Source organism: Marinifilum flexuosum, assembly GCF_003610555.1.
Classification (GTDB): Bacteria; Bacteroidota; Bacteroidia; order Bacteroidales; family Marinifilaceae; genus Marinifilum; species Marinifilum flexuosum.
Genome location: NZ_RAPQ01000010.1, coordinates 515,121 through 536,787 on the forward strand (window position 1 = coordinate 515,121; position 21,667 = coordinate 536,787).

The 21,667-nt window shown below is 35.1% G+C and carries 13 protein-coding genes; 7 read left to right on the forward strand and 6 right to left on the reverse strand.

All coding sequences use genetic code 11. The annotated features are described in order from the left end of the window. Nucleotides 1-92: 92 nt before the first annotated feature. Complete coding sequence (locus tag BXY64_RS15410) at nt 93-830, forward strand: PKD domain-containing protein (protein ID WP_120240872.1); 738 nt, start codon at nt 93-95, stop codon at nt 828-830. 144 nt (nt 831-974) lie between these two features. Here the strand turns inward: BXY64_RS15410 and lpxA are convergent, their stop codons facing one another. The 4 genes from lpxA to BXY64_RS15430 form a co-directional block, all read right to left on the reverse strand. After that, on the reverse strand, nt 975-1,757 hold the full coding sequence (gene lpxA / locus BXY64_RS15415) for an acyl-ACP--UDP-N-acetylglucosamine O-acyltransferase (RefSeq protein ID WP_120240873.1): 783 nt from the start codon (nt 1,755-1,757) through the stop codon (nt 975-977). Nucleotides 1,758-1,824: 67 nt separating this feature from the next. Then, nucleotides 1,825-3,216 (reverse strand): bifunctional UDP-3-O-[3-hydroxymyristoyl] N-acetylglucosamine deacetylase/3-hydroxyacyl-ACP dehydratase, encoded by a 1,392-nt coding sequence (locus BXY64_RS15420; RefSeq protein WP_120240874.1) that lies wholly within the window; start codon nt 3,214-3,216, stop codon nt 1,825-1,827. Between the two features lie 40 nt (nt 3,217-3,256). Next, on the reverse strand, nt 3,257-4,297 hold the full coding sequence (gene lpxD / locus BXY64_RS15425) for a UDP-3-O-(3-hydroxymyristoyl)glucosamine N-acyltransferase (protein ID WP_120240875.1): 1,041 nt from the start codon (nt 4,295-4,297) through the stop codon (nt 3,257-3,259). Between the two features lie 215 nt (nt 4,298-4,512). Next, nucleotides 4,513-5,772 carry an HD domain-containing protein gene (locus BXY64_RS15430; RefSeq protein WP_120240876.1) on the reverse strand — a complete coding sequence of 420 codons (1,260 nt, stop codon included), beginning with the start codon at nt 5,770-5,772 and terminating at the stop codon, nt 4,513-4,515. A 345-nt stretch (nt 5,773-6,117) separates the two neighbouring features. Between BXY64_RS15430 and rimP the strand changes: the two genes are divergently transcribed. From rimP to BXY64_RS15460, 6 genes are all read left to right on the forward strand, one after another. Then, nucleotides 6,118-6,582 carry a ribosome assembly cofactor RimP gene (rimP, locus tag BXY64_RS15435; RefSeq protein ID WP_120240877.1) on the forward strand — a complete coding sequence of 155 codons (465 nt, stop codon included), beginning with the start codon at nt 6,118-6,120 and terminating at the stop codon, nt 6,580-6,582. A gap of 20 nt (nt 6,583-6,602) precedes the next feature. Beyond that, on the forward strand, nt 6,603-7,835 hold the full coding sequence (gene nusA / locus BXY64_RS15440) for a transcription termination factor NusA (protein WP_211334512.1): 1,233 nt from the start codon (nt 6,603-6,605) through the stop codon (nt 7,833-7,835). A 68-nt stretch (nt 7,836-7,903) separates the two neighbouring features. Continuing rightward, the gene (gene infB / locus BXY64_RS15445) at nt 7,904-10,903 is read left to right on the forward strand and encodes a translation initiation factor IF-2 (protein ID WP_120240879.1); all 3,000 of its coding nucleotides are present in this window, start codon (nt 7,904-7,906) and stop codon (nt 10,901-10,903) included. Between the two features lie 237 nt (nt 10,904-11,140). Continuing rightward, nucleotides 11,141-11,680 (forward strand): RNA polymerase sigma factor, encoded by a 540-nt coding sequence (locus BXY64_RS15450; RefSeq protein WP_120240880.1) that lies wholly within the window; start codon nt 11,141-11,143, stop codon nt 11,678-11,680. Next, entirely contained in the window at nt 11,658-12,260 is a 603-nt protein-coding gene (locus BXY64_RS15455; protein ID WP_120240881.1) for a hypothetical protein, read from the forward strand. Before BXY64_RS15450 ends, BXY64_RS15455 begins: the two co-directional genes overlap by 23 nt. Nucleotides 12,261-12,264: 4 nt before the next feature. Further along, nucleotides 12,265-13,470, forward strand: coding sequence for a hypothetical protein (locus BXY64_RS15460; protein WP_120240882.1), 1,206 nt, complete (start codon nt 12,265-12,267; stop codon nt 13,468-13,470). 62 nt (nt 13,471-13,532) lie between these two features. Here the strand turns inward: BXY64_RS15460 and gcvH are convergent, their stop codons facing one another. Together gcvH and sov are read right to left on the reverse strand one after the other, a co-directional pair. Beyond that, nucleotides 13,533-13,907 (reverse strand): glycine cleavage system protein GcvH, encoded by a 375-nt coding sequence (gene gcvH, locus BXY64_RS15465; protein WP_120240883.1) that lies wholly within the window; start codon nt 13,905-13,907, stop codon nt 13,533-13,535. 203 nt (nt 13,908-14,110) lie between these two features. Next, nucleotides 14,111-21,634 (reverse strand): T9SS outer membrane translocon Sov/SprA, encoded by a 7,524-nt coding sequence (sov, locus tag BXY64_RS15470; RefSeq protein WP_120240884.1) that lies wholly within the window; start codon nt 21,632-21,634, stop codon nt 14,111-14,113. Nucleotides 21,635-21,667: the final 33 nt, after the last annotated feature.

Here is a 21,667-nt window from a genome sequence, read left to right on the forward strand (position 1 = left end):
TTAATCACATATATATTTTACAATATTATTTATACCTTTATGTATGTTAAAATTAATTCAGAGTTAATCACTAACCAATCACACTACATATCATGAAGATAAACACACTACACTTCTTAATTGCAATAGCAATTATATTTACATCATGTGACAACAATTCAGAACCTGAGGCAGCACCAACTCCTATGCCCGAAGCCTCATTTTCTATTGATTTACCAGTTTCAAGAATACTAACCGGTGTTAGATTAACCAATACATCAGACACTGCGAATATTAAGGAATACATCTGGAAGTACAAAGATGTAATTGATACAATTAGATCCTTAAAGACTCCATTTATCACTTATGAAAAACCTGGGAATTATCAAGTTAAATTAATTGCGGTCACAAATGACAATAAAAAAGATTCTACAATAAATGGCATCAGAATTGGAGATAATTACATCTCAGCAATAAGAATTGCAAACTTATATAAACATAAATGGGATATTGATGAAGAAGGTGAGAATGCCTATCCCGATATTCAAATACAGCTTGTTAAGAATGATAAAATACTCTGGACCTCTTTCGTTATTCCAAATCTAAACCCTGATAAAATTTGGGAAAATGCTATTCCTACACCTCTAACTAAATTTAATGGCGGGGATTACAAATCAGATGTGGAAATTCAAATTTACGATATCGATGATGAATCCAAGGAATTGATTTTTTCAACAAATCAAGATATCAAAGCATTTGGTGGGCCAAGATATGATGAGCAAGAACAAACTGGTGACTACTATTATTATTCGAATTATTCTGAAGTACAGTTCGACTTCGTTGTATTTTAAATACACAAAGAATTCACTCTTACCAGATAGATATTAAATTTATCATACAGCCTTCAAGAGAATTCTTAAATAAATGAGTTAAAACAAAAAAAGTGAGATCCTCAGATGAAGATCTCACTTTTTATATATCCTAGCTATTTGTGTTTACTCAGGGAAGTATCCTCTCATGATACCACGCTTAGAGTTCTTCACAAACAGAATAATTTCATCACGCTCTGGTGAAGCAGGCATTTCAGCTTCGATAGCTTCCAACGCTGTAAAGTTGTTCATACCTTTTTGGTACAAGTAACGGTAAACATCCTGAATTTCGCGGATCTTTTCGTTACCAAACTCACGACGACGCAAACCAATTGAGTTTACACCGATGTATGAAACCGGCTCGCGACCAGCTTTCACGTATGGAGGAATATCTTTACGTACCAAAGATCCACCCGATACCATAACGTGAGAACCAATGTGTACGAACTGGTGAACAGCTACCAATCCACTTAAAATTGCAAAATCATCGATTACAACCTCACCTGCAATCTGAGTAGCATTACCAATAATACAGTTGTTACCAACAATACTATCGTGTGCAATATGAACGTAAGCCATTAACAAGCAATTGCTTCCTACAATTGTTTTGCCTTTAGCTGCAGTACCACGGTTAATGGTAACACACTCACGAATTGTTGTATTATCTCCAATTTCAACAGTAGTTTTCTCGCCACGGAATTTCAAATCCTGTGGAGTAGCACCAATTACTGCTCCTGGAAAAACATTACAGTTCTTACCAATTCTGGTTCCTTCCAAAATGGTTGCATTGGAACCAATTCTTGTACCCTCTTCAATTACTACATCCTTATCGATTGTTACGAATGGCTCAATCACTACATTATCTGCAATTTTTGCCTCAGGATGTACATATGCTAACGGTTGCTTCATTTTATTATTTATTACGTGTTACACAAACTTCTGCCACACCAGAAATTTGCCTTGTAGTAGTTAAATTTTATTTGTTCTTTGCGATTTGAGCCATGAACTCACCTTCAGCAACAACAGTATCGCCAACAAAAGCTAAACCGCGCATGTTAGCAACTCCCCTACGAATTGGTGACAAAAATTGCAATTTAAAAATCAGAGTATCTCCAGGAACAACTTTCTTTCTAAATTTAATATTGTTCTGAGTTAGGAAGTAGGTTGAATAGTTTTCAGGATCATCTACCTGATTTAATACCAAAATACCACCACATTGTGCCATAGCTTCAACCATAAGAACACCTGGCATTACAGGTTCTCCCGGGAAGTGTCCTACGAAGAAAGGTTCATTCATAGATACATTTTTAACACCTATAATAGTATCTTCTTGAATGTCGATAATTTTATCAACCAACAAGAATGGAGGACGGTGAGGCAACAATTTCATTACCCCGTTAATGTCTAACACAGGCTCTTTATTTGGGTCATAAGCCGGAACTGAATCTTTTCCCATTTCTTTTTTTATTCGTTTGATTAATAATTTTGCCATTTGGGTATTTGGTCCGTGACCAGGACAAGAAGCAATTACTTTTCCTTTAATGAACTTACCACACAAGGCAAGGTCACCAATCACGTCTAATAGTTTGTGTCGAGCACATTCATTTTGGAAGTAAAGCTCCAGATTACTTAAAATCCCTTCCTTCACTTCTACACGTTGATGATCAAACAAGTCAGCAATACGATCCAACTCTTTTTGTTCCATCATTCGATCCATAATAACAATTGCATTATCAAGGTCTCCCCCTTTAACCAAGTTGTTATTCAAAAGAAATTCCAATTCGCGTACAAAAACAAAAGTACGACACATCGAAATTTCATCTTTATAATCATTCAATGATGTCAATCGTGCATACTGATTGCTCAATACTTTCGAGTCGAATGAAATCATCGTATCTACACTGTATTCACTATCTGGAAGAATAGTTAATTCAGAACCACGAGCTTCATCTTTGTACACAATTGGTTCTTTTACCACATAGTATTCACGCTTCGCATCCTGCTCTACAATTCCTACACTTTCAATTCCTTCTACATAGAATTTTGCACTTCCATCTAAAATTGGAGGCTCAGGAGAATTCATTTCAATCAAACAGTTGTCAACACCCATTCCGTACAATGCTGATAAAGCATGCTCGATGGTTTGCACTTTGCATTCTCCTTTTTCAAGCACAGTTCCTCTTGATGTATCTCCTACGTATTCAGCACTTGCATCAATTACAGGTTCTCCTTCAAGGTCAACTCTCTTAAACTTGTACCCATGATTTTCAGAAGCAGGCACAAACTTGATTGATACTTCCAATCCAGTATGAAGACCTTTTCCTGTTAAAGTAAATTCTTTTGCTAATGTTCTTTGCTTATCAGCCATAAACTTCAATATTTTTTCTGTTTCCGGAAAACGGAATCTCCTATTTTTCCTCTTCCAGCTTCTTTACTTGCTTCTCTAAATCCATAATCTGCTCTCTCATCTTAGGCAGATTTTTAAACAGCACATATGACTTTTGATATGGTCCGAATTCAAAAGCAGGCGATCCCTGAAGAACCTCTCCTTTTTTCTTAATATTTCGCCCAATACCCGATTGTGCAGCAATCTTTACTTCGTCAGCAATCGACAAGTGACCAGCAATTCCAACCTGGCCACCAAACATACAATGTTCACCAACTTTAGAACTTCCGGCAATACCTGTTTGCGAAGCAATTACAGTATTTTCACCAATCTCAACATTATGAGCAACCTGAATCAGGTTATCCAACTTCACTCCTTTACGGATAATGGTTGAACCCATAGTTGCACGATCAACACAAGTGTTAGCACCAATCTCAACGTGATCTTCCAAAATCACATTACCAACCTGTGGAACTTTCTTGTAATCATTCGCTGACGAAGGTGCAAAACCGAAACCATCAGCTCCAATTACCGAACCAGAATGAACGATACAATCTTTACCAATTTTACAGTTTTCATACACCTTAACACCTGAGTTAAGAGTTGTATTGTCGCCAATAATTACGTTATCGCCTACATATGTGTGTGGATAAATTTTAACGTTATCACCAATTTTTACATTGCTACCAATGTATGCAAATGCACCAACATAAATTTTATCTCCAATGGTAGCAGATTTACTCACGAAAGAAGGCTCTTCAATACCTACCTTTTGCGGTTTGCTTTGTTCATACATTTCCAACAACTGGGCCAAAGCCTGGTAAGCATCCTCTACTCGAATTAAAGTAGCTTTCACTTCTTTAGCTGCCTTAAAATCTTTGTTTACTAAAACAATAGAAGAGTTTGTTGTATAAATATGATGTTCGTACTTTGGATTTGCCAAAAAAGAAAGAGTTCCTGGTTTGCCTTCCTCAATACGAGATACATTATTTACGGCAACTGATCCGTCACCATCAACTTCACCCTGTAGAAACTCTGCAATATCTTGCGCTGTAAAATTCATTTGTTCTGGTTTTATATCAGATAACAAGCTCCTTCCTTAATAAGGAAGCTCGTTTTTTATTGAGCACACATCGTCCAATATATCTGATTAATACGAAAAAAATTTCTGCAAATCTAACAATTATTTCATGCACATGAAATTTTTTTGCTTTTCAGACCACTTTGTAAATTCAATTTTATTTGATTATCTGGCAATTACGAATCCCAAATTAAACATTACGAAATCTTAATCTTTGGGTAACACAAATAGAACTTTTTAACCGTTTTCGAGAGTACTTCAATATTCATCATGTCCGATGCCTCTGCAATATCGCAAACCGAACCATCTTTATGAAGTATGTTGATATGATCTTCAGAAGTGTAAGCATTATTACTGATCATTCCATTAATCACAATAAAATCAAGCGCATGTTCAGAACAACCAAAATATTCTTTAATTCCTGATCTTACCATATGAATATACTCTGGAGAGAAAGGCGTTTTCTGAATTTCGATTTTAAACAATTGTCGATCACGTATACATTTACACAAATAGGCAAGAACCTTATCTGAATGATTCGACCAAACCTTTATTGATACCATGATATCATCATCATCCAGGGCTGCAAAAATATCCAAAGCATTTTTTCCTTCGAGCAAAGGGGCTTCACTTTCAAAATCATTAATTCCTATTTTATTATAGAGGAAATATCGCAATGCTGGTGTTGCAAATAATTCCTCCCCACGCTCAGCTAAATATTTTGCACGCTTTAATATATACACCAACATCTCTTCAGCAGCAATCACTGTTTTGTGCAAATAAACCTGCCAATACATCAATCTACGAGCTATTAAAAATTTCTCAATAGAATAAATTCCCTTCTCCTCTACTACCAAATTATCATTTCGAACATCTAGCATTTTAATGATTCTCGCCGATCCAACAACTCCCTCGGTAACTCCAGAGAAAAAACTATCTCTCCTCAAATAGTCCAAACGATCCATATCAAGCTGACTAGAAACCAACTGGTTTAAAAACCTTTTAGGATACTCATTTTTGAAAATTTGAATTGCCGTATCCAATTCTCCTTCGAACTGCTTATTCAAACGACTCATAAACAGTTCTGAAAGCTTTTCATGAGTTATGCCATTTACTATACTGTATTCTAATGCATGCGAAAAAGGACCATGACCTATATCGTGCAATAGAATGGCTGCATGAACGGCTTCAGCTTCCTCTTCTGTAATTTCGTTGCCCTTTGATCGCAATACCTCAATGGCCATCCCCATTAAATGGGTAGCGCCCAAAGCATGCTGAAAACGATTTTGAAAAGCTCCAGGAAAAACCAAATAAGTCAACCCCAATTGTTTAATTCTTCTAAGTCGCTGAAAATAGTGATGCTCTACCAATTCATGCGAAATCCCACTGGGTATATGAATAAAACCATGTACTGGATCGTTTACAATCTTTTTCTTGGGAGTAAATTGTTCTGACATAAACAGATGGATATTGGTTGTAAACAAATGTATAAAAACCCATTATAAAAGCCTACACATGAGAAATTCAATAATTAGTTTTCTTTTCTGATACATTACTTACAAAATCTTCACAATTTGATAATTATTTATCGGACTGTTCTTTATAGATTTTCAATCCATTGGATTTTATAATAATCAGCAATAAAATATCAAAAAAATTTTCTTTAGCAGTTAGAATACAATAATTTAGAGGAATGCCATTTGTTTTTTAAAACATTTATCTCTAATTTTGCATCGAAAAGTAAGAATAACGTGTACTTTAGGGGGCAGGAAGTCCCCTATTTTATTGACATTAACCGATATATGATTGATAAAAAAATTGTACTTGAAATTGTTGAGAAAGAAATTGCCGACACAGATTTGTTTGTTGTGGAGGTTACTGTTTCTACAAGTAACGCAATTTCAATAATGATTGATAGTATGGAAGGTGTTCCAATTAGCACCTGTATTGAGTTAAGTCGTGCAATCGAAAAGAACTTTGACCGCGATGTTGAAGACTTTGAACTTCAGGTAGCTTCAGCAGGAATTGGTCAACCCTTTCAAGTAATTCAACAATACCATAAAAACATTGGGAAAGAAGTTGAAGTACTTACCACCGAAGGTGTAAAATACAAAGGAAATTTAATCACCGTAGGTGAAAACGAGATAGAAATTGAAGTTGAAGAGAAAGTAAAAGTTGAAGGTAAAAAGAAAAAACAAATTGTTGTTAATACCTACAGTTTTGCTTTTGATCAAATTAAATCAACAAAAGATATCATTACTTTTTAACAAGTAAACAGCTGAATAACATGAATCTTATTGAGACTTTTTCAGAATTTAAAGAATTGAAAAACATCGATCGTGCTACCATGATGAGTGTTTTGGAAGATGTATTTAGAAATCTTCTTTTAAAGAACTATGGTACCGATGAAAATTTCGATATTATTATCAACCCAGACAAAGGTGACCTTGAAATCTGGAGAAACCGTGAAGTAGTTGAGGATGGAGAAGTAGAAGATTCAAATCTTCAGATTTCTCTTTCGGAAGCTAAGAAGATTGATGAAGATTATGAACTTGGCGAAGAGGTTACCGACGAGGTGAAATTCCTTGATTTTGGAAGACGTTCTATTTTAACATTGCGTCAGAACCTTTCAGCAAGAATTTTAGAATTAGAGAAAGATAATATCTTTAATAATTATAAGGACAGAATTGGTGAAATTGTAACTGGTGAGGTTTACCAAATCTGGAAAAAGGAAATTTTAATTTTGGATGACGAAGGAAATGAATTGATCCTTCCTAAAACAGAACAGATTCCTTCTGACTACTTCCGTAAGGGAGAGTCGATCAGAGCTGTTGTAATTCGTGTAGAAGTGAAAAACAACAGTCCTCTAATTATTATTTCGAGAACTTCTCCAGTATTCCTTGAAAGATTATTTGAGCTTGAGGTTCCTGAAATTTTTGATGGATTAATTACCATCAAGAAAATTGTTCGCATACCTGGTGAAAGAGCAAAAGTTGCTGTTGAATCGTATGACGAAAGAATTGATCCGGTTGGAGCATGTGTTGGTATGAAAGGTTCGAGAATTCACGGTATTGTTCGTGAGTTGAAAAACGAAAATATTGACGTGATCAACTTCACTGCCAATAAGCAATTATATATCACAAGAGCTCTTAACCCTGCAAAAATATCTTCTATCCAAATTAACGAAGAAGATGCTCGCGCAGATGTTTATCTGAATCCAGAAGAAGTATCACTGGCAATTGGTAAAGGCGGTTTAAATATTAAGCTTGCTAGTCAATTAACAGGATACGAAATTGATGTATATCGTGAGAAAACAGAGGAAGAAGCTGAGGAAGATGTAAATCTTTCAGAATTTACTGACGAAATCGAAGCTTGGGTTATCGATGAGTTAAAGAAAATTGGTTGCGATACTGCAAGAAGCGTATTGGAACTATCAGCTGAAGAACTAGAAAAAAGAACTGATCTTGAAATAGAGACTATTAACGAAATTTTAGATATTTTTAGATCCGAATTTGAATAGTCAGATTTTTAAGGACAGTTCCTCACAAATTATTGAAAACGGCACATTTTAACAGTTAACTTCAAAATATGGCAAAAGTCAATAAAAATAAAAGACTTAGTAAACTAGCAAGAGAATTCAATGTTGGTATATCTACTATTGTCGATTTTCTGAATAAAAAAGGTATTGAGATTGATTCTAATCCGAATACCAAAGTTTCAGATGACGCTTATGATATTCTGGCAAAAGAGTATAGCTCTGATCTGAACCTTAAGAAAGAATCAGAGAAAGTAAATTTGAAAAGTACCCGAGAAAAGAAAGAAACTGTTTCTATCGATCCGAAATCGGAAGAAGGTACAAAAGAAGCAACTGTTGAAAAAACTGAAGAAGAAGCTCCGGCAAAAAATCCTGTTAAAGTTGTAGGGAAAATCGATTTAGATGCATTAAAGCCTAAAGCGAAACAGGAAAAGCCAGAAAAAACAGAAGATAAAGCTCCTTCGAAACCTGAAGAGAAACCTGCCAAAGCAGAAACTCCTAAGGTTGAGGAAAAACCTCAGACCGTTAAAAAAGAAGTAACTGAAAAACCATCAGAGCCGGCTACGCCTGCTAAAGATGCTCAAACTGTTAAAATGGAAAGCCCTAAAAAAGAGGAAGCAGCTCAAACCGAAAAACAAGAAAATAAGGAAGAGCTTAAAGTAGTAGGGAAAATTGATTTAGATTCTTTAAATCAGAAAACAAGACCTGCTAAAAAGACAAAAGCGGAGAAAGAAGTGGAGAGAAGAGAAAAGCAAAAGTCAGCTCCTCAACAAAAGCAACCTGCTAAAGAACAATCTGCTGAGCTACAAGCTCAAGGAAAACCAGTAGAAAAAGAAGAAATTTTTAAATCTTCTACTCAGAAACTTTCTGGTCCTACTGTAATTGGAAAAATTGAATTGCCTGTAGAGAAAAAGTCTACCAATAAAGACAAACAAGGTAACCAACAACGTAAAAAACGCAAAAGAATTAAAAAGGATAGCGAAAAAGTTAATGTTGGTAATCAGCAAGGCGGTCAACAAGGAAGACAGCAAGGTGGTCAGCAAGGAAAACAACAAGGTGGTCAGCAAGGCCGACAACAAGGAAAACAGCAGGGAGCTCAAGCTAACAAGTTCAAAAAACTGAAGAAGAAAAAAGCAGTTAAGAAGGAAGTTAGCGAAGAAGATGTACAAAAGCAAATTAAAGATACACTTGCAAGATTAACTTCGAAAGGTGGTAAGTCGAAAGGTTCGAAGCACCGTCGTGAAAAGAGAGAACAAGCAAGTGCTAAACAAGCTGAATTAGCTGAACAGGCTGCAGCAGAAAAGAATGTGTTGAAGTTGACCGAGTTCGTTACTGTAAACGAATTGGCAACAATGATGGAGGTTCCTGTAACCAATATTATTGCAACTTGTATGGGACTTGGTTTATTCGTATCCATCAACCAGCGTCTGGATGCTGAAACCATTGCCATTGTTGCTGAAGAATTCAATTACAAAGCTGAATTTGTAAGTGTTGAACTTCAAGAATCTATTGAAGAAGAAGAAGACAAAGAGGAAGACTTGGTTGAACGCCCACCAATTGTAACGGTAATGGGTCACGTTGACCATGGTAAAACTTCTCTTTTGGACTACATTCGTCATGCAAACGTAATTGCCGGTGAGGCCGGAGGTATTACCCAGCACATTGGTGCATACAATGTAGCACTAGACGATGGAAGAAAGATTACTTTCCTTGATACACCAGGTCACGAAGCCTTTACAGCGATGCGTGCACGTGGTGCTCAGGTAACCGACATAGCAATTATTATTGTTGCTGCTGATGATAACGTGATGCCACAGACAATTGAGGCAATCAACCATGCAAGTGCAGCAGGAGTACCAATTGTATTTGCAATCAACAAAATTGATAAGCCGGGAGCTGATCCTGAAAGAATCAAAGGTGAATTGGCTAACATGAACTACTTGGTTGAAGACTGGGGTGGTAAGTACCAATGTCAGGAAATTTCGGCTAAGAATGGTATCAATATCGAAGACTTATTGGAAAAAGTATTGCTTGAGGCTGAAATGTTAGAAGCAAAAGCAAATCCAAATAAACGTGCGATTGGTTCGGTTATCGAATCATCATTAGATAAAGGTCGTGGTTACGTAACTACTCTTTTGGTACAAGCTGGTACTTTGAAAGTTGGTGATGTATTATTGGCAGGTAGTTATACAGGTCACGTAAAAGCGATGTTTAATGAACGTGGAAACAAGATTGAAGCTGTTGGACCATCAGAGCCAGCATTGATTCTTGGTTTGAATGGTGCTCCACAAGCAGGTGACAACTTTAACGTTATGGAGAGCGAAAGAGAGGCTCGTAACATTGCTAACAAGCGTGAGCAGTTACAGCGTGAGCAAGGACTTCGTACTCAGAAACACATTACTCTTGATGAGATTGGTCGTCGTATTGCGATCGGAAACTTCCAGGAATTGAACGTGATTGTGAAAGGTGATGTGGATGGATCTATCGAAGCACTATCTGACTCATTGATCAAGCTATCTACTGAAGAAATTCAGGTGAATGTAATTCACAAAGCTGTTGGTCAGATTTCCGAATCAGATGTAATGTTAGCAACAGCATCTAACGCAATTATCGTAGGTTTCCAGGTACGTCCTTCAGTTGGAGCACGTAGATTGGCTGAGAAAGAAGAAATCGATATCCGTCTGTACTCAATTATCTACGATGCAATCGAAGAATTGAAATCAGCAATGGAAGGTATGCTTTCTCCAGAAATCAAGGAAGAGATTGTGGCGACTGTTGAGGTTCTTGAGACATTCAAAATCTCTAAGGTTGGTACCATTGCCGGATGTCTTGTTCGTGAAGGTAAGATCAAGCGTAGCTCTAAGATCCGCCTGATTCGCGACGGTATTGTAATCTACACTGGAGAACTTGGTTCGTTGAAACGTTTTAAAGACGATGCGAAAGAAGTTGTGAAAGGATACGAATGTGGTCTAAATATCGAAAAGTACAACGATATCAAAGTTGGCGATATGGTAGAAGCATTCGAAGAAGTAGAGGTTAAGAAGAAATTGTAAGAAACAATTCCTATCATATAGAAAAGCAGTCCAAATTGGACTGCTTTTTTTATTTGTTATAACTCCCCAATTAATGATTTTAGGAACATCTAATTCTAAGGAAAATTGAATTTGAAATAACTCACTATAAAAATAATTAAAAATTCGTGCAGCGTTTTTAATTACTTATGTATTCTATAGGTAAATTGCATAAACTTATCATATCCTCAATATTGGTAAGATCATAAATACGCACGAATGAAGAAACTTTTTCTAAAAAATAAGAAGTCCATATTCAATAAGATCTACGAGAATCATTCTCAACAGTTGTTTTTATTGATTCTTCGCTATGTTGTATCTCAATTCGATGCTGAAGAAGTCTTGCAAAGAGGATTTATAAAGATTTACGAGGCTTTAGATGATTTTACCTATGAAAATGATAAAGCCAGTTTAGGGTGGTTAAAACGCATCATGATCAATGAAAGTCTTCTCTTTTTAAGAGAACAAAAACGTTTGACCTTATCTGATAACATTTCTTTTATTGAAAATTCATCCAATCATTCGCCTGAAGTGGAAAATAAACTTGGTATGGACGATTGCTTAAATCTCGTAAGAAATTTACCCGATGGATACCGTACCGTATTCAATCTTTATGTTATTGAAGGATATGCACACAAAGAAATTGCAGATATTCTTCACATTAGTGAAAGTGCCTCACGATCGCAACTCACCAGGGCACGAAACATTTTAAAAACACAACTAAAATCATTGAATTATGCAACCGAACTCGTTGGATAGCATTATTAAAAATAATTTGGAAAACCAGTCGGAATTGCCCTCAAATGTACATTTCGACAAGGAGAGACTACGTTCTTCAATCGATAAACGAATCAATCAGCAATCGAGAGAGCACAAGTGGCAAATTATAGCAGCACTGCTTATATTATTACTTGGATCTTCATTATTCCTGCATTACCAGCAATACAGCATTATAACAAAGCAAAAACAAAATATAGGTAATCAAGAGCAGTTAATTTCCTCGCTACACAGCGAAAATGAGAATATTAAAAGTGAAAATTATTTACTGATCGATTCCATTTCAAAATCGAATATTGCCCAAATGGAAAAGCCAAAACAGATAGCTTTACCGCAACTTCCAATGATAGTTATCAATCAGCCTATTGTATTTCAAAATAAGGTTGAAGACAAACTATACATACAAATTGTCGAACGAATAAAAATAAAGGAAACAGATAGCGAGATTCCGGAACTCGACCTGCCTGTTTACTATGAAAGTGATCGTTTGGCAAGCAATACAAATAAACAATCTAACAGCAAATCATTTGCAAGAAAGATTGTCAAACTCTTTAAAAATTAAAGTCATGAAAAAAATATTAATTCTACTTATTCTAATCGTATTAATCATTCCTTCTGCTCAATCACAAGGAAAGTGGTTTAATGCTCCAAAAAATTATCAATATGGATTTTCAAACAAAAGAGATACTCTTTACATCGATTATGGTAATGGAAAGAAAATTGAATTCAGCTATTCCTGGCACAATATTTTTGGTTCCATAGATAATGACTTTTCCTCCAAACACTTTTGGAATCCTTTAAATCTGGAATTAAAAATCCTGAAGGAGAAGATTAAAGAAATTCCTTTAAAAGAGGATAAAAAATACCATATAACACTTCACTCACAGAGACCTAATCTATATTCTGCTGAATTTTTTGAAGCGATAAAACTTAACAATCAAGAAGCAAAAGAATCAGGTCTGTCGAAAGAAAAAAGAGATAGCTTATTACATGTTACTTTTAAAAACTATTACAAAGGTAAAATCAAGAAAAAACATAAACTTACGGTTAATGAAAGAAAAACCTCGGAAGAGAATCGAGAGTATTTAATTGTGCAAAACAAACTCTACAACAAAGCACAATGGCAACATATCATAGAAATTAAAGAATTGCTTTGGAGTGTAAAGCTTTACATAACCGATCTTGACGAACTTAAAGAATTCGATATTAACGAAATTCAAACGTTTATGGCAAGTGAGAAAGACAGATTCCTAAAAAGAAGATATTACCAGTACTTTTCAAAGTTACATTATAAGAAAGAAAATGGTGAATTTAGATATGAGCGAACTCTTGGAGAAAAAAGAGAGAAAAGACCACTATTCCTAAAACTAGGTTTTGATGCAGGCTTTGGTAGTTCTGTAATTAAAAGTAAATTATCAGCAGACATAAGTGCAGGCATCAATCTCTACTTTAATGAAAATTTACAGTATGCTGCCAAACTAGGCATAAGAACTCAAGCCAAATCATTTGGAATTGATAATAAAATCCGAAACAATGTTTTTATTGATGCTTTAATGGATATTAATATTGCTGAAAGCTTTAAAAAAGCACAGTGGATCGGTGCTGGATTTGGTTACTTGGTAAAACGAGAAGGAAATATTTATGGAAAAGATACGGCCAGGGCATTTTTTAAGTATGGTTTCACAAATGGAATTGCCATCCAGCCCGAATTCAACTTCTCCTTTCATGATGAAAAATTTCTTTTAGGAATTGGTGTTTCCTTCAACTTCTAATACACAAACAAAAACCCTCACACAAGGTAGTGCGAGGGTTTCTCTATATTTTCAGAATACTATTATAGTAATTCTTTATAAGCTTCAGCAGAAAGTAATTCTTCTAACTCAGCAGTATCAGCCAATTTGATTTTGATAATCCAACCTTCACCATAAGGATCAGAATTGATCAAATCTGGAGCATCTTCCAACTTCTCGTTGAATTCTAATACTTCACCACCAACTGGCATAAACATGTCAGATACAGTTTTAACGGCTTCGATAGTTCCGAATACTTCTTCCTTATCTAATTCTTCGCCTTCAGTTTCTACTTCAACAAAAACGATGTCTCCTAGTTCTCCCTGAGCGAAATCAGTAACACCAATAAAAGCTTCTTCGCCTTCTACACGTACCCACTCGTGATCTTTAGTGTACTTCAAATTTTCTGGTACATTCATGATAGTATGTTGTTTTAAAAGAGGTTTATAAACTGCTCCAAATTTACAGTTTTTTTTCAATAATTAAATATTAGTAATTGAGTAAATCAACTATTGAATGTATGATCTTTATCACATTCTAGATCAATATCATACAATAAACCTATTGAATATTAATAGTTCATGAAAAATATTCTTGTTTCAACCTGCTCTTAAACACTTTATTAATTCGCTAATGTAAATCTTATACTTGCCCCAAACTCTGTGGTTGTAGTTGGATAAGAAAGTGATACGTAAGGTGTATTTACAATTCTATCGTAATACAAACGCAGGTTGAATCTGTTACTCAAAACATAATCTGCACTAAACTTTAAGGTAACCACCTTTTGGCCAGAAGTTAGCTGATCTACTTCATCAACAATTTTTCGAATAATGGTACTGTTCTTTCTTACTGATAAATCTGCTCTTAAATTCAAATCTGAATTGTATTTTTTCTGGCGAGAACCAGATCCAATTATCATTCCGAAATTATCAAATCGATATCCCATACCAAAAATCATTTCGTTCGAAGCTACTTCGGTTAACTGAGTATTGGACAGGCTCAATATTAGGTTACGTGTACGTTTAATTTCAAAACTTGTAGAAAAATTATTTTTCCAAATCATATCAACATTAATCAATGGATTAAACTGCTCATTAATCGAAATTGAATTCACATCGTACAAATTGTAAAAATTACCCGTAATCTTATTTATTTCAAGAAATCCATCTTCATCTACTTCGGCAGATAAATTTGTTGTGTAGGAACCAACGTCATAAGTTGAAGTATATGCGTGACTCAAGTTTATGGATTTGAAATAACGTCGAATAAATGGAATTTTTGACAAGCCTTCGAATGAAACTCTCCAATTTGGTTTCATTTTAGCAATTCCAGGGAACAATTTATTGAAGCCACTTCCTACATTACCATATGCTTTAAGAAAAGCTGGAATCAACACTTCCTGTGAAGTTGAAGTAAATCCGTTGTAATATCCTGTTCCTTTATCACCATCCATAATCTCTTCGTCCTCATATGATGCACCATAACGTTGTTGCGCTAACCTTAAAGATTCAGATTTGCGATTTTCCAGGAACTTGTTGAAATACTCCGACGAATAATCTCCAGTATTACCTATGGTAAAAAATGCCGATTTTAAACTTAAGAAACTCATGCTAAAGTTTCCTGACTTTACAAGATTTTCATTACTAAACCTATCATTATCTTTGTCATAGATGTAATACTCACTTCTATTTCTTGAATAATTTCTATTTGCAGTAAGATCAATTTTCAATCCTTTAAAAGGTTCAATTGTACTACGAATTGAAAAATTCTGAGTATGACTCATTACATATGGATCATTCATTGTAGGATCAGTTGTAATCCAACCTTTATCAGCAGCTCTACGCGCAAAGTTTTTATCTTGCTGACCAGTTAAAAAACCAAATCCAGGAGCTTTTGTTCCATTGAATGATTCCCCACCAAAATAGTTTGTCTGTGGTAAATATCCAGGTAAAGTTGTCGAGTTAATTTCAGAATAATTAACACTTATATTTCTCACGCTCATTAATGTTCTCAGAAAGTTTTCTCCAATAACCGCAAACACGTTATCTTTCTCGGTAACTTTACCGGTAACGCGTACCCTAACATCTTTAACAGTTCGAGAAGCTGTTATTTTAGCTCGATTTCCGGTAACAGGTTTAACCTTAATTTTCACCTCTTTTCCTAACTTATCGTAGGCTCTAATGGTAATATCCTCAGTCATTAATTTGTGATAAATGGAAACAGGTACTCCTGCTTTCAATTCATCAACTTTACCGTCATAATTTACCTTCTTGTATGATTTGGTTTTCTTTTTATACTTACGGTTCGAATTGTATTTGCGATTGATCTTCTTTAAAATGCCAACTTTATTATACAAACTTGTCATTTTTAATTGACCATTCAACTGAATATTATTCGAATTTCGAATGGTGTTACCCAACTCAATTGTATCGGCAGTAATTGCTCCTGCATTCCAATCATACGCACCTGAATAACGTGCATTAAGCGAAGTCCAGTTAAACAACGGAATTTTATTAATCGGAACGGTATAAGTCACATTAAACTTATGGTGGTATTTAATATTTCGTCCACCATCCATTAAATTATTCCAAATCGAATCTTTCCAAATTTCATAAGCATCACGATCTCTATGCTTATCAACAATACCATCTGGTTCATCGATACGTGAAGTATTTGTTGCAGAAAAATCGAATTTTAAGCCTTTCGTTAGGTTGTATTTCAAATCGTAATATCTGTACCAAATAAAATCTTTATCGTATGATGGGTCGATTTTTAATCCTGGTTCTTCAATATTTCGTTTTTCTATTTCATGATAGTAACGTTGAATATCCGAACGGAAAGACAATTGTGTTGGCAAATAATAGAAATTGAAATCCTTTAATAACCTAAACATAGGCTTTTGAAAAGCTTTTACCTTTTTGAATGGCTGTACAATTTTCGGGCGCTCGGTATAATTATAGCTAAGTACACCACGATAATTTTTCTCCAAATCAAGAGTCGTATTTACATCTCTCGAATAAGTTTCATTATACGAATAAGTCATTGATAAATTTGAAACATCAAGCAGTTTTGCTTTTCCTTCCTGCTTCTCGATTCGAACATTGGTAAGGTTGAAACTTTTTCGTTTGGTATATTCTTGTGCCCTATGTTTAATCTCTTCTCTTTCTTCTTTATTCTCTGCATTTTCCAAAGCTATATCCAAAGGAATATCAGGATCCAAAGGATCATACTCAGGTGTAACAGTTTCTTCTGAAATTGCATAGTACATCGGAATTCTCACTCCTGATTTTTCAGGGAAGAATTTTCCTAACTCCAAACTTGCAGAAAAATCATATTGGAAAATATCATCTTTATAGCGCTCATTAACACCATCTTCTATACCTCCAAAACCTGAAGTAATCTGACTTCCAGACCATGTTACCGTACCCAAGTCTGCCAATTTTGTTGTTACTCTTAAATTTGCAGCCCAACCTCCATCTTCATCAAAATCAGACAAACGTAATTCATTCATCCAAACTTCGACTGATTTTGGCTGATTGTCATCACTACCAGTAATATCTTCAAGTGGATTTTTAATCCCAATCATTATGGTTCTCACATTGGCAAGATTCGGATTACCTTTTATTCTAACCCTATGTCCTTCTTTTACAGGATTATTACCACTGGATAAATCATTTACAGCAGCATCATAAACAGTAAGGTAGTCAACACTTGATCCAACAGATCTCATAGCATCATTACGCAATTGTTTAATGGTTTGGAATAATCTTAGTTTAAAATCAAATCTATTCTCATCTGGCCAAACTGCTAACCTATCATTTTCATTATCTCCATTATACACACCTGGAGCGGTTAATTTCAAAGGAATTTCATATTCATAGTAGTTATCCTGATAATCTGATCCCAATCGAATAAAAGCTGTAACTTCATTATTCCTTATAGGCAAACCACTAATTTCTTCGGCATGAACATCCATTTTAAGCTTTCCATACTTACGAATGTCCATACTAAGCGTTTTGTAAGCTCCTTTTCCTTTTCCATTTTCAAGGTCAGTAACTTTTAATAAGATGGCTTGCTCATTCAATTGTATTAATTGTGGATTACTAGGATCTACAACTCTATCGATTCCTGGAGGAAGTACATAATTTACTGGCTCTTTTGAGGCATTCTCTTCAATATTAATTGCGGTAATATCAAAGTTTGCATCCGAAATGACTGCATCATCTTTATCCTCATTTAAAGCTTGCTCATACTTTCTCCAATCATCACGAACTAAATCCAAAGTAGCAAAACGCATAATTACATCCTCTTCGAATCCTTTAAGAAACATTCTCATGAATCGAATGGAAGTAAAATCCGAAATGCTTCCATACTGATCTTCAAACTCATTAACTGGAATTTTGAATTGATACCAATCAACTGTTCCTTGAGTGCCATTTGCCAAATCGACAGTACTGGTAATTTTATCGGTAATAAAATTCTTTCCAACTTCCATTCCTGTTGGTTCAAGATGTACACGATACTGATAATAAGCTTCTGTTTCACTTAAAGTTTGATCATTATTTATGTCTTCAACATTTGGTAATGTTGTTGCTGAAGTTGGATAAGGTTCAGTTGACAATTCAGAAGTTGGTGAATTTCCTTCTGGCCCATTATATCTCTTGTATCTTTCCAAGATACCAACTTCATCGGCATCATAGTCACTACCTCTAAAATAGTGGTAATCATCTCCTGAAGGGTCGTTTATAGCATTTACATAGGCACCTGACCCAACTCCTAAGTTGGCAGATAATTCAATTTGCTGAATATACTCATCAAAAAAACTAATTTCTTCTTCAGAGTTAAGCCCATCCAGGCCAACATCCTGATACTTCCTAGCATTCGTATTATTATCAAATGCAATTACTTGTGATTGAATTTTAGGAACACGTCCCCAAACTGTATTATCCACCAAAGAAAGATCTTCACTAGTAGGTAAACCATTCTCGAATGATTTTCTTGAATCTCTAAGAATATCCTCTGAAACATTACCCAAATTAAAAAATAATTCTCCTCCTTTATGATTCTTATCATATACAAATGGATCCATCATCCAGAATTCGATGTATGCAATATTTGCCGCTTCGAAATCGTTGGTTTCTATTCTTCTCATGATCCCTCCCCAACGTGTTTCCGGAGCTTCTAATGTTCCATCAGGATTCATCCCTTGTGAAACACCTGCCTGTCCATCTACATCATAATTATAGGGTCCCTTCTCGTCAGGATAATATGCAAGGTTTAAAACCGAAATATTCGTTGGAACACCTGATGCTCTTTCTTTATTAGGCCAAATTTCTTCCTCAAAAATCTCACGTACAAAGTGGTTTGACTGTTGTTCCTTATCTGCTTTAATATGCCCTGGAGTTGCCGAATTATTACGCAAGAATAATGGATCAATTACATACCATGCCAATTTTGCACGATTAAAACCATATGCCAAATCACCACTCAAGTTTCCCTCAGGAAATAGCACATCATTATTTTGAGGAGTACTTGCCAATACCCAAGAACTCAAACTCTTCATATCAATAGAAGTCTGGGTTCCTTCAAAATCATCGATATAAGCAGTACCTGAACCTCCAATTGATTTATTGTGTCCTGGTCTTAGTTGTGCAAATTCACCTTCAACCGATATTTTAGAAGGCTCTTTTGTCTCAATAAATGGCAATTTATCAACCATTCTGGTTAAGAACATCGATTCTGTCTCATAACTTCCATTTAACCCCCAAATGGTATTCGATATTGGCTCATCACCAATATTCACCTTCTGAGTTAATGGCTGTTCGGACAAGTGCATCACCGTGGCTCCAAGATTAAAATTATCATTAACCTGATAGTCCATCTGAACACCTAGAAGGGTTTTGGTTTGAATATTAAACAGTGAATTGTTTTCTGATTCTATACTAATAGGTGTGTTTGACTCCAATAAACTTTGGTTGATAATTTTTACACGACCTAAGGTATAATCAACTGTATAATCAATATTTTCGACCAGTTCTCTTCCTCCTGCCTTAACCCTTACCGATCCTGGTTGAACATTTAAAGCATTCAAAGAAATTTCTGAGCTTGAGGATGATTTGTAACTCCCTTTTAAAGAGTATTTATTCTTCTCAGCAATTTGTTGAGCTTCATTCTGTGTTTTCTCATATAGTTCCTCGAAGACATACTTATTTGCAATAGCATCATTCCCTATTTTCCCTCTTAAATAAGATCCAAATGGTTCTATAATCGGGAAGATAACTCTACCATTATTACTGTAGATAGTGATACCATTAATAAAATCAAACATCCCATCTGAACCTGGGTCTAATTGAGAATTCAACCTATCCAAATTCATAACTTTCAGTAATATCTCGTTTTTGATATCTCCTTCTGGCAGATAATTAACTTTTGTTCCTGCCTGATCGTTCTGATACATGATGTTCAAAACGAAATCTTCCTGATTTACCTGATAAGCTCCGATGTTATAAATATTCTTCATCATCAACTCCCAGGTTGGCAGTTTAGGACTAAGGCTAGTCCCTTTCAAAAGTTTCATTACCAAAGATTGTGGTGCACTAACACCATCTGAAGTAAATTCACCAACACGATAAACTTGGCCACGATTAGTATATTCATAAGCAACCGCCAATACTTCATCGGCATTCAGAGCTTGGTTTAGCGAAATGTATCCCAACTTCTCATTAACAGTATATTCAGAAGGCGAAAGTTTACGAGCATTTTCGACTTTTTCATAGTCTTTACCACTCGTAAAACCAGGTGCTAAAAGCCCAAGAGTTTCTGTTACTCTATTAACATCTCTAATATCAGAGTATACCTCAGTCATTTGCTGATAAACATCATTTAAATCATTATCTGGCAAAACCCCTGTCCCTGTCTGCGAAAAGAGTGTATTACTGATATTTGTAGCATTTTCACCAATATCTACAAAAGCGACTACATTTCTTGAATCCTGAAAATTAGAAGTTTTATTGGTAACCCAAACTTCAACTTTATTAATCGCTACTGCCGAGTTGATAACTGGCAAATTCTCTAATGCTTTATCATAGGTATCGTAAAAATACTTCGATAAGAAAAAGTGACGGTTCGCTTCGTATTGATCAACAGAGATCTCAAACTCATTTTTTTGCGCACCATTTTCCAAATTAACAACAGCGGTTTCTCCTTTTTGCTGAGAAAAAACAGATGTAACGCCTAATTTCCCAAATTGCATTTGAGTTTTTACACCAAACAGATTCTGACCTCCAGTAATCAAAGTATTAGAAATTGGCATAGAAACATTACCTGCCTCCACTTTCTTGATAATCTCATCTTCATCTCCTGTATATTCAAGACGCATCTGGTTTTCGAAATCAAAAGTAGCCTCAGTGTTGTAATTCACATCCATCTTCAACTTTTCTCCAACTGTACCTGTAACGTTCATTTGGATTTTTTCATCAAAGTCAAAACTAGTTGTCTTCCTTAAATTTTCAGGTAAAGTTGGATTTTCAACATTGGTAGTACTAATTCCAAATGTTAATTCTGCAGATCCTTGAGGTTTTATTTTTATCGTATTGCTTCCAAAAATCTTATCTATAAACTGACCCCCAAAATTCATATCAGGAACCAATTCATTATTCCCTCCAGCTCCATCGTTTCTACTTCTTTGCATCCAATAATCTCGAATGGAATTTTCCGCAACATATTGCTCATATTCCTCGGCTGTCATGGTAATTGCACGGCGATAGTTCATATCACCAATGGTTTTTACCAATATGTAATTATCAGTTGCAGGATCGTACTTAATAGAAGTTTTAATATTACTCGGATCCTTCAAATACAGCGGAGATTGCTGTTGCGAACCATATTCCAGGTTATCATTTTCATCATTAAATGGATAACGAAGAGAATCATTCTTTGCGTTTGGATTATCCTTATTAAAAGGTGATCTTGAATTTATAATCCTATTATTTTCATTTCCTGAACGAAGGATTGTGTCTTGCTGTTGAAATGCACCAAATTCCGAATCAACCTGATAAGCATATGCATTAACCGGTTGACTACTCTTTATTACAAAACAAAATATTACTAAACAGAGACTTAGAGTATATTTTAATAGTTTTTTCAATTAAGTTAGATTTCCTTAGGTTAGTAAAGCAAA